Here is a 13,326-nt window from a genome sequence, read left to right as displayed (position 1 = left end):
TGGATCCTAGACGTAGAATTCGATCGCGATGGGCATCTGAGCGATGCACGCGTCGCGATCTGGAACATCTCTCTTTAGCAGTCAGATATCACCGATAAAACGATCTCGCTGCATGACCTCGGTTGCTGCCGCAAGGGACTGTCTCACGAGCATTGGGAACTTCTGGCATTGGCCCTCGGCCGAGCTGCCCCTGAGCGGCCGCAAAGGCCGCTCTCGGAGCAGAACCGGACAGGACGAAATGACCGGCCGGACCGCCGCTTGTGACCCAAAGCAGCCATCACGCAGGAGCCAACCAAAGATCGTTCCGGTTAATGATGTGTTATGTAAGTTGTTGTCTGATCGAGCCGTAGCTTGTTGTCTATCCGCTCAGAACAGAGCTTCTGGATTTCCAAAGCTTTCATCAATGGTCTTCGCTCATGAGGTGGGTTGCAGCCGGTTTGCTGGTCATCGCAGCTATTGTGATCGCCCTGATGCTGATGATGCCAAGTGCGACCATACGCTATCGATTGACGCTAGAGGCGCTGGTGGAAGGCCAGCGGAAGACAGGTTCTCAAGTTGTTGAAGTGGGTTACCACGGGCATCCGAAACTGCTTCCGAATGAATCTGAGTTCAGCGTCAGCATCAAAGGGCAAGCGCTGCTCCTTGATTTAGGGAGGTCTGGCTTTCTCCTTGCTCTGCTTCGCGAAGGCAACGATGTTCAATCAGCGCCAGAGGGGATCGCGCTCAACGCCCTTGGAAAGGTCGGGGTACAGCAACCCTTTGGCAACCGGATTGATCAAGTTCGAAAGCTTTCTGGGAAGGTTGAACTGCCTTTGACAAACCTCCCGTTGCTAGTCCGCTTTCGCGATTTGAATGCTCCGTTGACGGTGGAAAGGGTCAATCCTCTCGATCTGGAATCGAGTTTTGGAACGGGCGTGAAGCTTGTGCGTGCTACGCTCGAGATCGTGCCTGCAGGGATATGGCCTCTGAACCAGTTTGGCTGGACGGGTGAACCGATCACGACAGGTCTCGCGGAACGTCTACCTTGGTTGAAAAATCTGAAAGGTGGCTATCTTGGCGGAGGCTTCACGTCGAAAGACGCTCCCCTGGGATTGCACGAAGGTAATTTCGAAAGAAGGTAGTGCAGCCCTGCCTTGGTAGAGTTGTGACGTCCGCTACTGGCCCTAAGCCGACCAACTTCGTCGCCTACGGCTGGTCTGGTATTGAGGGCAGTCCGGACTTCGCGTCAGCGATGCTTGGACCGCCGCTTGAGCGTAATGCGGAATGGACATGGCCATGTTTGGATTGAGTACACGCCTAATGTCCAACCGCGGTTAACTGGATAATCTTCGACGGCGCGCCAATGAAGTTAGCCCAGTCGTTCATGAGCGTCCGCCGTTTCTCAAGTTTAGCGCCGCGCTGGTACGCCGCGGTCGTTTCGTTTTTATATTTGTGCGCCAGAGCCGCCTCGCGAACGCCGTCCGGGTAGTCTGTGCATTCTTCGGCCCAGGTCGCGAAAGTCGCGCGGAAGCCGTGCACGGTAACGTGCCCGTAGCCCATACGATCGAGGACAGCGAGCATCGCGTTCTCGGAAAACTCCTGGCCGTCCGGGTTGGTGAAGATCAAGTCGCTCTGCTGGCCTTTGCTGAGTTCGTCAAGCACATCGAGCGCCGGCTGAGCGAGCGGGACGCAGTGGTCCTGGTCCATCTTCATCCGCTCACCGGGGATCCGCCACACCGGACCAGTTGGAAAGGTCCGGTCGATCTCAGTCCATTTTGCGCCGACGATTTCGTTGGTGCGGCACACAGTGAAGATCAGAAAGCGCAGCGCCAGCGCGGCGCGGCCCTCGGACATGCGGAGCTCGCTCATAAACTGCGCCGCATCGGCATAGGGCAGGGCAGGATGGTGACGAATGACGCGCTTGGGCCGCTTCGGAAGCTTTTCACGAAGCTGCTTTGTCAGCTCGGCCGGATTGCGGAAATCGGGATCATCGATGTTGGCGTTCTTGGCGATGATCGTCTCGATTCGGCCGCGCACCCGGTTCGCGGTCTCGCGTTTGGTCAGCCAGATGGGCTCGAGCAATTCGTGGATGTGGCTCGGCCTGATCTCCGCGATCGTCAGCTTTCCAATCGTCGGATAGGCGTAGCGTTTAAGCGAAGCGGGCCATTGGTCGCGGTGCTTCTCGCTCCAGGTCGACCACTGCGCGCGTATATAGGCCTCGGCGCATTCCTCGAATGTTTGTGCTGCGCGCTGCGCTTCCACCGCCTTGGCCTCCTGCCGCGTCTCGCGGCGTTCCTGGACGATGTCCACGCCTGCTGTGCTGCGATCACCCTTCACGCGTAGGCGGGCCGCATCGCGGGCGAGTCGCGCGTTTTTAAGGAATACATCCTTGAAGGGACCCAGGCCGTGCCAACGCTCTTTGCCGTCCTTCCAATAGCGATAAGACCAGCTCTTCGCGGAAGGTCCTGTGATGATCAGGTAGAGACCATCACCGTCGGCATACTTGCCGGGCTTCGTTTCGCGTTCGACATCCAACGGCTTCAGGCGTCCAGCCATGTGTTCCTCCAACTAAAACCGTCCTCCGAGCCTACGGGCCCAAGCTACGGTTTGCGCTCTCATTGTGAGGAACGACGGCGAACGAAGGAAGATAGCTTGCCGACGAAGGCGCTGAATTTGCTGGGGATTCCGAACAGTGGAGAACAAGGGAGAACACTGTACTGGCGGAAGGGGTGGGATTCGAACCCACGGTACCCTTGCAGGCACGCCGGTTTTCAAGACCGGTGCCTTAAACCACTCGGCCACCCTTCCTTGCCTTTATGATCAAGCGCTTAGCCGATGCGAAGGTGAAAACACAAGAGAAGAAATTCGATTTGGCAGGAGACGCCCAAGCCGGGAAGGGGCGATGAAACGGTCTCGTCGGTCGGGCAAGACCGATAGTCGCCTGATTGCATTCAATGCGCTCGGCAAATCGACCCGCGGGCACCAGCCGCGGCCGTTAAATTGCGGCGCAGGACGTCCGGCATCCTAGAGACAAGGTCGAGGGAGCGGTCGATGCCTCCGCTCCCGCAACTCACCGTGCCACGCTGATCTGCGGGACCCTTCCGCGTGGACATATAGAACAGCAGGATCGTCTGCCCGGAGGTTTCGAACCGAGGCGGCGGGAAGCCGGTGCGCTGCCGTTCCGTCCTCGTTACACTTGCCTGAAGTGTTCTGGCTACCGGTGCACTGCCGGCTGCCATCTGCGGGGCAAACGAAACGACGGTGTTGGTGCACCCGACCAATGCGTTGCCTTTGATGCCGTAATTGCTGGTTTGCCCAGCCGCGTGCATGTTGTCGCACGCCTGGACGACTTGCCCGACAGGGGGGCGCGCCGGCGGACGTAGGGAGTGCGGCGACGGCGAGGGTCGAGACGACGATCGAGATCGCTGCTTTCATCAAATCCTCCTTGTGCTGTTGCCTATCACAAGGAGAAAACAACGTGACTCACGTGCAAGCTGTATGGAGCACTTCACACGCGCCGCGGAAGGGCGGCATCGGCCGCAATGCGGGCGCTTGTTTAACCGAACGCAACGGCCAGCAGGCTGGAGCACAGCAGCACGAGGCTGGCCGTCGTCAGAGCAAGAAATCCGTTGGAGACGATATCGTGGTTGCGCATGAGACATCTACCACATCGGATGCTCGTCCGAATTTATTAAAGCTTTCCGAATCCCCGATCGGAACTACCGAACCATTTCTCTTTGAAGCCCGGGCGGCTACAGCCGCCGGTCTTCAAACCTCACGCTCTGGAACGATAGCCTTCAAACGCATGGGCAAGGAAAATGCCTGCGCTCACCAGGCCCATTACCGCTGTCACCGTCTCGATCATCGCACAAATCCTTTGCGCCCCTGCAACGCACAGAACGACTGCACCGTTGCACAGTCAAAAAGATTCACGGGCCGGAGTCGCAGATCGGTCGGGAGTGATGATTTGATGCAACAGATTGTCTGAAAGCGGCACAGGAAGGCTATGACGAAGAGCGCATACACAGCGAATCAAGGTGTAGCGTCCCGCAAGTCGGCGGATGCGCGAAGCAACCATTCATTCACCACGCGGCACCAGACCCCATTTCCGCCGTGTTCCGGTTGCGATATCTTCACCATGTGATGCGGAGGTGGGCCGCATCGTGGGGTAAGGCCGCAACGCTTCGACATAGGCAGTCGGCCGCTGGAAATGGTAATTGGGGTGATGGGGATTCGACGGCCAAAAACGATCGTTCTGACGGTTCGTGGCACTGTTGCCGTGGCAACATGCCTCGTCCTCGCCAATTGCGCCTCGTCGGACAAATTCGCCAAGCGCATCGATCCCAAATATGGCGTCTCCTCCAGCCCCCGTGTGGTGGCGTTCGGAGAGCCTGTGCCGAAGGGTGGGGGCACCTACCGCGTCGGCAAGCCCTACACCGTCGCAGGGCGGGTCTACGTGCCGGAAGAGGATCCAAACTATCGCGCCGAGGGAATGGCTTCCTGGTATGGCGACGACTTCCATGGCCGGCTGACCGCCAATGGCGAGGTTTTCGATATGGCCTCGCTGACGGCGGCCCATCCGACCCTGCCGATCCCAAGCTACGCCCGCGTCACCAACGTTCGGAACGGCAAGTCGCTGATCGTGCGGGTCAACGACCGTGGCCCTTACCACGGCAACCGGCTCATCGACGTCTCGAACAAGGCCGCGGAACTGCTTGAATTCAAAGGAAATGGCGTCGCTCGTGTACGGGTTGAGTATGTCGGCCGGGCCCCGCTGGAGGGTTCCGACGACCGCCAGCTCCTGGCGACGCTGCGGACCGGCGAGCCCGCGCCGTCCCCGTCCACGGTCCGGGTCGCTTCGGCCCGTCCGTTTGTTCCCGAGATGCCGTCGTCCGCAGGCCGCATCCGGGGCGAGGTGCCACTGCCGGAAGGTCGGCCCTACAGCCTCGGCAATACCTCGGCGGATTACGCCTCGATCAGCGCGACCTCGGAAATGTCGGCCTCCAGCCGCTCGCGCGGCCGTGCTGCGGAAAACCCACGCGCCGTGTCCTACGAGAATGATGCAAGCTATGCGGCGCCGAGCCCGGCTTACCGGCCGGTCGATCCGCGAGGGCCAAGCGAAGTCCTCAGCGGGCGAGGGCTGTACTAGATAGCGTTTTCAAGCGAAGTGGCGGTTCGCGTCAAGAAAACGCGTCAAATATAGCTACTCCTTCAGGAAGGCGATCAGGGCGGCGTTGACATCCTCGGGCCGCTCCTGCTGAATCCAATGGCCGGCCCCGTCAAGAATAAGCTTCTGCCGCAACTTCGGCAGCACGGGCTCCATCTCCTTGACCTGCTTGGCACCGATCAGCCCGGTAATGACGCCATCCTTCGATCCCGCGATGAACAGCGACGGTTGATGGATTTGGGCTCCCTGCCACGGTGCGGTCAGTTCCCAATTGCGGTCGATGTTGCGATACCAGTTGAGCCCGCCGCGAAAGCCGGACTCCTGATAGACGGCCGCGAAATAAGCGAGGTCGGCCTCGGTCAGCCAGCTCGGCAATGGCCGGTTCGGCTCGGCGCCGGCGAGGAATCCCTTGCCCTGCTGGACAAATTGATGGGCCGCCGGATCGGAGAACCCGCGCCCGGCCAGTACGATTCGCATGGTCGCTGCGACATCGCGCTCGAGTTCGGCTTCTGCCACGCCCGGCGCCTGAAAATACTGCCAGTAGAAATTGGTGATACCGTTGTTCTTCAGCGTTTCCAGGGGCAGGCCGCGTCCGCGAGAAGGCGGCGGAACGCTTAACCCCGCCACTTTGGTGAAGATATCGGGCCGGAACATCGCCGCGTGCCAGGCAACCGGCGCTCCCCAATCATGGCCGACGATGACGGCCTGCTTTTCGCCAAGCGCCGCCACCAGCGCGACCATGTCGCCGACATTGTGGAAGATGGTGTAGGCGCCGACGTCCGCCGGCGCGCTGGTCCGGCCGAACCCGCGCATGTCGGGGGCAACGACATGGAAACCGGCATCGGCGATACCAGGGATCTGGTGCCGCCAGGAGTAGGACAGTTCGGGCCAGCCATGGCAGAGCAGCACCAGCGGACCCTGGCCCTGTTCGAGAACAAAGAAGTCGAGCCCGTTGGCGGAAATAGTGCGTGAAGTTGGCATCGCGTTTCCGCCCTGTTTTTCGTATCTTATCGGGTATTGCAGCATCGCCACGATAGGTTTGTTCGTTCGGCACCGCAATCCGATCGTCACGGCCACAAGTCCAAACACCTGTGTTGTTTGCGATACTTCCAACTGTTAGAACGCACGGATTCAGGACATCGCAGATGGCAGCAGAAACTTCCGTTTCCCGCAAATCCGACACGGCGGCCATCATCCTGTGGCGCGGTCTGATGGCCGCCGTCCTCGCGCTCGCGGTCGGCTGGGGCGGGATCGTGTACGCCGCCAACAACAGCATGCAGGGCGCGCCGAAGAAGGAGGACGGCGGCTTTGATGGCGATGCGCCGACCGCAATCCTGGTCGAGGCCTCCAGCGGCAGCGTGCTGTTCGAGAAGAACGCCGACGAATTGCGCGCGCCGTCCAGCATGATGAAGCTGATGACGGTCGAGGTGGTCTTCAACGCCATCAAGGAAGGCAAGATCAAGCTGACGGACGAATACCGGATCAGCGAGAACGCCTGGCGCAAGGGCGGTGCGCCGGCCGGCGGCTCGACCATGTTTGCCATTCTCAACAGCAAGGTATCGGTGGACGACCTGTTGAAGGGCGCGATCATCCAGAGCGGCAATGATTCCTGCATCGCGCTTGCCGAGGGCATGGCCGGCAACGAGCGGATTTTTGCCGCCGACTTCATGACCAAGCGCGCCCAGGAGCTTGGCCTGACGAAGTCCACGTTCGGAAACTCCAACGGGCTGCCCGACCCCGCTAACAAGATGACGGTGCGGGAGCTGGCCAAACTCGCCCGCCACCTGATCCTGACCTATCCCGACATGTACAAATTGTTCGGCGAGCGGGAATTCACCTGGAACAAGATCCGGCAGCAGAACCGCAATCCGCTTCTGAACTCGCTCAACGGCGCCGACGGGCTAAAGACCGGCTACACCAAGGAGGGCGGCTACGGCATGGTTGGCTCCGCCGTGCAGAACGACACGCGGCTGATTGTCGTGATCAATGGACTAGAGGATCCCGACGATCGTGCCTCAGAGGCCAAGAAGATGCTGGAATGGGGTTTTCGCAATTTCGAGACGCGCACGCTGTTCGCGGCCAACCAGCCGGTCGGCTATGCCAAGGTGTTTGGCGGCGAAAGCCGCTCGGTGAAGCTTGCCAGCCCCGAGCCGATCAAGGTGATGGTGCCGAAGAACGGCAGTGAGAAACTGATCGCGCGCATTGTCTATAGCGGTCCGGTGCGGGCGCCCGTGCAATCCGGCCAGCCGGTCGGCGTCGTCAAGGTGTGGCGAGGCCACAACATCGCCGTGGAGGCGCCAATCTACGCCGCTGAAGCGATCGGCACCGGCTCGACCATGCGTCGCGCGATCGACGGAGCCAGCGAGCTCGTCATCGGCATGTTCCGCGCGAGCGCAGAGAAGCTCTGAGCATGACCCAGGCAACGCTACAGCGGCCTTCCGGACGCGGGAAGTTCATTACCTTTGAGGGCGGCGAGGGCTCGGGCAAGTCCACGCAGATCAAGAAACTCGCCGAGCGACTTGCCGCGGCCAAGCTGCGCGCCATCGTCACCCGGGAGCCTGGCGGTTCGCCGGGCGCGGAAATCATGCGGCATCTCGTGCTGTCGGGAATGGGCAAGCTGCTCGGACCGGAGGCGGAGACGCTTCTGTTCGCGGCCGCCCGCGACGATCACGTTCGTACGGTGATCCAGCCCGCGCTCAGCCAGGGGACATGGGTGCTGTGCGACCGCTTCTCGGATTCGACCCGTGCCTACCAGGGCAGTCTGGGGCAGGTCTCTCCGATCGTGCTCAACGCCATGCAGCGCGTCACCATCGGTGACCTGAAGCCGGACCTCACCATCATTCTGGATATCCCGGTGGAAGTTGGTCTGCAGCGGGCCGCCACGCGTCGCGGCGGCGGCGTGCCTGACCGGTTCGAGTCAGAAGATCTCCAATTCCATCAGGACCTGCGCGACGCCTACCGGCAGATCGCCGCCGAAAACCCGCAGCGCTGCGTGCTGATCGACGCCAATGCCGATGCCGACACTGTCGCTGCCCGCGTTTGGACTGCGCTGCGCGATCACCTGCTTGCGGTCCCGAGCCCGGCGGGTACGGCATGAGCGCGCGCAAGACCGAGCAGGAGACGGCGGTCAGGCATCCCCGCGAAACGGCCGATCTATTCGGTCACCGCGAGGCAGAGATGGCATTGCTCAATGCCTATCGCAGTGGGCGTATTCCGCATGCCTGGCTGATCGGCGGCCCACAGGGCATCGGCAAGGCGACGCTGGCCTATCGCATGGCCCGCTTCGTGCTCGCCAATCCTAATCCGATAGCGCCTTCGGTTCAGCACGCGGAGACGCTGGCGCTCGACCCTGACGATCCCGTCGCGCGCCAAATCACCGCCGGCGCGTATGGTGGGCTGTTGGTGCTGGAACGCGGTCTCAACGATCGCGGCGTGATGCGGACCGTCATTACTGTGGATGAGACGCGGGAGACGATTTCGTTCTTCGGCTCGACCCCGGCGATGGACGGCTGGCGCGTCTGCATCGTCGACACCGTCGACGAGCTCAATCCGAACGCCGCCAATGCGCTGCTCAAGATTCTCGAGGAGCCACCGCACCGATCGCTGTTTCTGCTCGTCAGCCATTCGCCGGCGCGTGCCCTGCCGACGATCCTGTCCCGCTGCCGCAAGCTGCCGCTCCGGCCGCTTGCGACGGAGGACGTCGTGCGCGCGGCGGCGCGAGCCACCGACAGCGCATCCGATGATCCGGCGCTATCGGAAGCTGCCGATGCGTCGGAGGGGAGCGTGTCCCGTGCGCTGACGCTGCTCGGCGGCGACGCGCTGAAGCTGCAGCAGCGGACTGCGGCGTTGCTGGCGACGCTGCCGCAAGTCGATCCGCGCGAATTGCATGCGCTTGGCGATGCGCTCGGCACCAGCGACCGCGTGGCGCTAGCTGCGTTCATCGACGGCATTGATCGCTGGATCGGCGAAAAGCTGCGCACAGGCGACGCCAACGCAAATCTGCCCCGCCTTGCACGGCTGGCGGAGGTATGGGAAAAGATCGTCCGCGCTGCGCGCGACACCGAATCGTATAATTTAGAGCGAAAACCGCTGGTTTTCTCGGTGTTCGGGATGCTCGCGGATGCGACGCGGTAACGCTCCGCCTGATATCAAACCCGACAATCTATGAGCAATAAAGGAATTCGTGGTGGCGACGGCTGCAAAGAAAGCTTCGAAAAAGCGCAAGGCGAAGGCTCGCAAGTCGCCGCCCGCTAGCGCCAGCAAGAAAGCGGCGGCGAAAAAGCGTGCGGCGAGGAAAGGTGCGACCAAGAGCAAGCGCGCTGTGAAGAAGGCCGGCAAGGCTTCGAAGAAAGAAGCTGCAAAGAAGGCTTCGAATAAAGCCGCGAAGAAGTCGACCAAGAAGGTTGCGACGAAAGCCGTCAAGAAATCAGCGAAGAAATCCGCAACGAAAACTACATCGAAGAAGCGTGCGATAACGCCGCAAGAATCGAGCCCTGCCGCACCGGCGGCGCCCGTGGCAGAAAGCCCGAAGCCTGTCGCACCACGCGCGAAGCCGGCTCCCGCCGCCAAGCCGGCAGCGGCTGCCGAACGCGACACCTACTTCATCACGACCGCGATCGCCTATCCGAACGGCATTCCGCATATCGGCCACGCCTATGAGGCGATCGCGACCGATGCGCTGGCGCGGTTTCAGCGGCTCAACGGCAAGGACGTCTTTTTCCTCACCGGCACCGACGAGCACGGCCTGAAGATGGTGCAAACCGCTGAAGCCGAAGGATTGGGCGTCGCTGAGCTGGCCGCGCGCAATGCGGGTCGGTTCAAGGAGATGGACGAGCGCCTGAACGTCTCGTTCGACCGCTTCATCCGCACCACGGAGGCTGACCACCATCGTTCGGTTCAGGTGGTCTGGAACCGGATGCAGCAGAATGGCGACATCTATATCGATACCTATTCCGGCTGGTATTCGGTGCGCGATGAAGCCTATTACGCCGAGGAGGAAACCATCGTCGGCGAAGACAGTGTGCGCCGCGGCCCGCAGGGCTCGCCGGTCGAATGGGTCGAGGAGAAGAGCTATTTCTTCAGGCTGTCCGCCTATCAGGACCGTTTGCTGCAGCTCTACGAGAGCCAGCCGGACTTCATCGGCCCGGATTCACGTCGCAACGAGGTCATCAGCTTCGTGAAGGGCGGCCTGAAAGACCTGTCGATTTCACGCACTACGTTCGATTGGGGCGTCAAGGTGCCTGATGACCCCGAACACGTGATGTATGTCTGGGTCGATGCACTGACCAATTACATCACCGGCGTCGGCTTTCCCGACGAGAGCGATCCGAACTGGCGCTACTGGCCGGCGGACGTCCACGTCATTGGCAAGGACATCATTCGTTTCCACGCCGTGTACTGGCCGGCATTCCTGATGTCGGCCGGCATTCCCGTGCAGAAGCGCGTTTACGCGCACGGCTTCCTGTTCAGCAGGGGCGAGAAGATGTCAAAGTCGGTCGGCAACGTCGTCGATCCCTTCAATCTGGCCGATCAGTACGGCGTCGACCAGATGCGCTATTTCTTCCTGCGCGAGGTGCCGTTTGGGCAGGACGGCAACTACAGCCATGAAGCCATCGTGGCGCGCATCAACGCCGACCTTGCGAACGATCTCGGCAATCTGGCGCAGCGTTCGCTGTCGATGATCGCAAAGCAGCTCGGCGGCGTGCTACCCGAGCCCGGCGAGTTCACAGACAACGACAAGGCAATTCTGGCGCAGGCCGACGGCATGTTGGAAGTGTCGCGCACCGCGATGGCGACGCAACAGATCCATCAATGGCTCAACGCGGTATGGGCCGTGGTCGCCGAAGCCAACCGCTATTTCGCGGGCGAGGCGCCGTGGGCGCTAGCCAAGACCGATCCTGAGCGGCAGAAAACGGTGCTCTACGTGACCGCGGAGGTCGTGCGCCAGGTCGCCATCCTAACGCAGCCGGTGATGCCGGATGCGTCCAGCAAGCTGCTGGATAGTCTCGGCATCCCCGATGGCAAGGAAGCGCGCAATTTTGCGGCGCTTGCGACGCGGGTCAGGCCGGGAACGACGCTGCCGCCGCCGGTCGGCGTATTTCCGCGCTACGTCGAACCAAAGGCAGATTAGGCCGTTTGCAAGCCATGCTCGTCGACAGCCACTGTCATCTCGACTTCCCGGATTTTGCCGATGATCTCGACGCCATCGTTGCGCGTGCCGAAGCCGCGGGGATCGGCCGCATCATCACGATTTCGACCCGAGTGAAGCGACTCGGCGGACTGATCGCCATCGCCGAACGGTTCCCCAACGTTTATTGCTCGGTCGGCACCCATCCGCATCAGGCCGATGAGGAAAACGGCATTCCCGCAAGCGAGCTGATCGAACTAACCAAGCATCCGAAGGTCGTGGCACTGGGCGAGGCGGGGCTCGACTATTTCTATGAGCACGGCTCTCGCGAGGCGCAGGAGCGCGGGTTTCGTGCTCATATCGCAGCCGCGCGCGAGACCGGCCTGCCGCTGGTGATCCATACCCGCGAAGCCGACGAGGACTGCGGTCGCATTCTCGAGGACGAGATCGGCAAGGGGGCGTTTCGCGCGGTGCTGCATTGCTACACCGGTGGGCGAGAACTGGCGATGAAGGCGATTGGACTAGGCCTGTCGATTTCCTTCACAGGTATCCTGACTTTCAAGAAATCGGAAGCCTTGCGCGAACTCGCCGCCGAACTTCCCGCCGACCGCATCATGGTTGAAACCGATTCGCCGTATCTGGCGCCCGGCAAGTTTCGCGGCAAGCGCAACGAGCCCTCCTACGTGGTCGAAGTCGCCAAGGTGCTGGCGGAAACGCGCGGCGTCTCCTTGGAAGAGATTTCGCGGCAGACGACGGAAAACTTCTTTCGCCTGTTCTCCAAGGTGCCGGCGCCGAAGGCTGCCGCATGACGGTGACGCTGACGATCCTCGGCTGCGGCTCATCCGCCGGCGTGCCCCGCCCGGCGCTCGGCTGGGGCGCCTGCGATCCCAGTAATCCAAAGAACCGCCGCCGCCGCTGCTCGCTCCTCGTAGAGCGCACCGGCGCGCACGGGACCACGCGGATCGTGATCGACACCTCGCCCGACCTGCGCGAGCAGTTGATCGACGCTAATGTCGATCACATCGACGCGGTGTTTTTGACCCATGAGCACGCCGATCAGACTCACGGCATCGACGATTTGCGTTCCGTGGTGATGCACCAGCGCCGGCGGATTCCCGTCTATTTCAACCAGTCGACCGCCAAAGACATTATGGCGCGGTTTTCCTATTGCTTCATCTCGCCCGAGGGCAGTGATTATCCGCCGATCCTGACGCGCCACTCGATCGAAGCCGGCGAGAGCCACACCACGGAGGGGAAGGGCGGCCCGCTAAAGCTTTCCGCCTTCCTGGTTCAACACGGTAAGATCCCTGCGCTCGGTTTCCGCATCGGGGACGCCGCCTACACGCCCGACCTCCACGATATTCCTGAGGAAAGCTGGCCGTCACTGCAAAACCTCGATTTCTGGATCGTCGACGGGCTGCGCTATGCCGGCCATCCCAGCCATTTCAGCGTTAACGACGCGCTTTCATGGATCGAGCGCTTCAAGCCGAAGCAGGCCGTCATCACCAACATGCATTCCGATCTCGACTACGAGGTACTGCGCCAGAGCCTGCCGCCGAGCGTGATCCCGGCCTATGATGGGATGCGGCTGACGCTGGAGCGGAGTTGAGCCACCGCGGGATGGTAAAGGGCGCAATCGCTTACCAATCTTGCTGATGGTGCAGCGATGGTTTGGCACGTTGTCGGTTCGGTCACCCTAAGCATTCGCGAGCGTGTGCGGAAATCCAAAAGCTTCAAACAGGCGTGCGCCGGCGGGTTCGTAAAACAGGGTCAGGGTCGAAATCATGCCCTGCTCGAACGCGAGCACTTGGATGGAATGGGCGGTCCACGGCGCCTCCGCGCTGTTGCGGGCATAAGCGGCGAATGCTGGCTGTCCGTTGGCTATTGCCGGCACCAGACGATAGCTATCATAGGCCTTCCACGCCCACGCAAAGAAGCTACGGATCGCCTCCCGCCCGGCATACCATTGCGGCAGCGGCGGCATGGTGTAGGTCGCATCCTCCTTGAGGAGGGCGACGAAACCATCGATTCGAGACCTTCCCAGGCCTGTTGA

The 13,326-nt window shown here is 61.4% G+C and carries 13 protein-coding genes and 1 tRNA gene; 9 read left to right on the top strand and 5 right to left on the bottom strand.

Features of this window, described 5'->3' with window-relative positions:
- Window positions 1-416 precede the first annotated feature (416 nt).
- On the top strand, window positions 417-1,121 hold the full coding sequence (locus HCN58_RS26075) for a hypothetical protein (RefSeq protein WP_210266155.1): 705 nt from the start codon (window positions 417-419) through the stop codon (window positions 1,119-1,121).
- Window positions 1,122-1,296: 175 nt separating this feature from the next.
- Here HCN58_RS26075 and HCN58_RS26070 read toward each other — a convergent pair whose 3' ends face one another.
- Both HCN58_RS26070 and HCN58_RS26065 read right to left on the bottom strand, forming a co-directional pair.
- Window positions 1,297-2,535, bottom strand: coding sequence for a tyrosine-type recombinase/integrase (locus HCN58_RS26070; RefSeq protein ID WP_171582238.1), 1,239 nt, complete (start codon window positions 2,533-2,535; stop codon window positions 1,297-1,299).
- Window positions 2,536-2,697: 162 nt separating this feature from the next.
- A tRNA-Ser gene (locus HCN58_RS26065) sits at window positions 2,698-2,787 on the bottom strand.
- Between the two features lie 670 nt (window positions 2,788-3,457).
- Between HCN58_RS26065 and HCN58_RS26060 the strand changes: the two genes are divergently transcribed.
- Both HCN58_RS26060 and HCN58_RS26055 read left to right on the top strand, forming a co-directional pair.
- The gene (locus tag HCN58_RS26060; RefSeq protein ID WP_171582237.1) at window positions 3,458-3,967 is read left to right on the top strand and encodes a hypothetical protein; all 510 of its coding nucleotides are present in this window, start codon (window positions 3,458-3,460) and stop codon (window positions 3,965-3,967) included.
- Window positions 3,968-4,204: 237 nt separating this feature from the next.
- Window positions 4,205-5,128 (top strand): septal ring lytic transglycosylase RlpA family protein, encoded by a 924-nt coding sequence (locus tag HCN58_RS26055; RefSeq protein ID WP_171582236.1) that lies wholly within the window; start codon window positions 4,205-4,207, stop codon window positions 5,126-5,128.
- A 54-nt stretch (window positions 5,129-5,182) separates the two neighbouring features.
- Here HCN58_RS26055 and HCN58_RS26050 read toward each other — a convergent pair whose 3' ends face one another.
- Window positions 5,183-6,127: an alpha/beta fold hydrolase gene (locus tag HCN58_RS26050; RefSeq protein ID WP_171582235.1), complete on the bottom strand. Its 945-nt coding sequence runs from the start codon at window positions 6,125-6,127 to the stop codon at window positions 5,183-5,185.
- Between the two features lie 230 nt (window positions 6,128-6,357).
- Between HCN58_RS26050 and HCN58_RS26045 the strand changes: the two genes are divergently transcribed.
- The 3 genes from HCN58_RS26045 to HCN58_RS26035 are packed head-to-tail and all read left to right on the top strand — an operon-like array spanning window position 6,358 to window position 9,280.
- Window positions 6,358-7,554 carry a D-alanyl-D-alanine carboxypeptidase family protein gene (locus HCN58_RS26045; RefSeq protein WP_235983926.1) on the top strand — a complete coding sequence of 399 codons (1,197 nt, stop codon included), beginning with the start codon at window positions 6,358-6,360 and terminating at the stop codon, window positions 7,552-7,554.
- Window positions 7,555-7,556: 2 nt separating this feature from the next.
- Window positions 7,557-8,243: a dTMP kinase gene (tmk, locus tag HCN58_RS26040; RefSeq protein ID WP_171582233.1), complete on the top strand. Its 687-nt coding sequence runs from the start codon at window positions 7,557-7,559 to the stop codon at window positions 8,241-8,243.
- Window positions 8,240-9,280, top strand: a complete 1,041-nt coding sequence (locus tag HCN58_RS26035; RefSeq protein ID WP_171582232.1) for a DNA polymerase III subunit delta' — start codon at window positions 8,240-8,242, stop codon at window positions 9,278-9,280. The genes tmk and HCN58_RS26035 overlap by 4 nt, the downstream gene beginning before the upstream one ends.
- Here the strand turns inward: HCN58_RS26035 and HCN58_RS37195 are convergent.
- Window positions 9,221-9,568, bottom strand: coding sequence for a hypothetical protein (locus HCN58_RS37195; RefSeq protein ID WP_311966870.1), 348 nt, complete (start codon window positions 9,566-9,568; stop codon window positions 9,221-9,223). The two genes, HCN58_RS26035 and HCN58_RS37195, sit on opposite strands and share 60 nt — an antisense overlap.
- A 91-nt stretch (window positions 9,569-9,659) precedes the next feature.
- Between HCN58_RS37195 and metG the strand changes: the two genes are divergently transcribed.
- The 3 genes from metG to HCN58_RS26020 are packed head-to-tail and all read left to right on the top strand — an operon-like array spanning window position 9,660 to window position 12,882.
- On the top strand, window positions 9,660-11,276 hold the full coding sequence (metG, locus tag HCN58_RS26030) for a methionine--tRNA ligase (protein ID WP_311966869.1): 1,617 nt from the start codon (window positions 9,660-9,662) through the stop codon (window positions 11,274-11,276).
- 14 nt (window positions 11,277-11,290) lie between these two features.
- Window positions 11,291-12,082, top strand: a complete 792-nt coding sequence (locus HCN58_RS26025) for a TatD family hydrolase (protein WP_171582230.1) — start codon at window positions 11,291-11,293, stop codon at window positions 12,080-12,082.
- Window positions 12,079-12,882, top strand: coding sequence for an MBL fold metallo-hydrolase (locus HCN58_RS26020; protein ID WP_171582229.1), 804 nt, complete (start codon window positions 12,079-12,081; stop codon window positions 12,880-12,882). Before HCN58_RS26025 ends, HCN58_RS26020 begins: the two co-directional genes overlap by 4 nt.
- 87 nt (window positions 12,883-12,969) lie before the next feature.
- On the opposite strand, the gene HCN58_RS36080 is transcribed toward HCN58_RS26020, so the two are convergent.
- Window positions 12,970-13,302 (bottom strand): nuclear transport factor 2 family protein, encoded by a 333-nt coding sequence (locus HCN58_RS36080; RefSeq protein WP_311966878.1) that lies wholly within the window; start codon window positions 13,300-13,302, stop codon window positions 12,970-12,972.
- Between the last annotated feature and the right edge of the window lie 24 nt (window positions 13,303-13,326).

Source organism: Bradyrhizobium australiense (assembly GCF_013114825.1).
In the GTDB taxonomy this organism is placed as follows: domain Bacteria; phylum Pseudomonadota; class Alphaproteobacteria; order Rhizobiales; family Xanthobacteraceae; genus Bradyrhizobium; species Bradyrhizobium australiense.
The sequence above is the reverse complement of the archived record's forward strand: the minus strand, read 5'-3'. Positions and strand labels throughout refer to the sequence as shown.

What these genes read in the sequence shown, in the direction of transcription:
- HCN58_RS26045 (WP_235983926.1), top strand. Translation starts at nt 6,358, where the DNA reads ATGGCCGCCGTCCTCGCGCTCGCGGTCGGCTGGGGCGGGATCGTGTAC.
- HCN58_RS26075 (WP_210266155.1), top strand. Translation starts at nt 417, where the DNA reads ATGAGGTGGGTTGCAGCCGGTTTGCTGGTCATCGCAGCTATTGTGATC.
- HCN58_RS26055 (WP_171582236.1), top strand. Translation starts at nt 4,205, where the DNA reads ATGGGGATTCGACGGCCAAAAACGATCGTTCTGACGGTTCGTGGCACT.
- tmk (WP_171582233.1), top strand. Translation starts at nt 7,557, where the DNA reads ATGACCCAGGCAACGCTACAGCGGCCTTCCGGACGCGGGAAGTTCATT.
- HCN58_RS26025 (WP_171582230.1), top strand. Translation starts at nt 11,291, where the DNA reads ATGCTCGTCGACAGCCACTGTCATCTCGACTTCCCGGATTTTGCCGAT.
- HCN58_RS26020 (WP_171582229.1), top strand. Translation starts at nt 12,079, where the DNA reads ATGACGGTGACGCTGACGATCCTCGGCTGCGGCTCATCCGCCGGCGTG.
- HCN58_RS26050 (WP_171582235.1), bottom strand. Translation starts at nt 6,127, where the DNA reads ATGCCAACTTCACGCACTATTTCCGCCAACGGGCTCGACTTCTTTGTT.
- HCN58_RS26035 (WP_171582232.1), top strand. Translation starts at nt 8,240, where the DNA reads ATGAGCGCGCGCAAGACCGAGCAGGAGACGGCGGTCAGGCATCCCCGC.
- HCN58_RS26070 (WP_171582238.1), bottom strand. Translation starts at nt 2,535, where the DNA reads ATGGCTGGACGCCTGAAGCCGTTGGATGTCGAACGCGAAACGAAGCCC.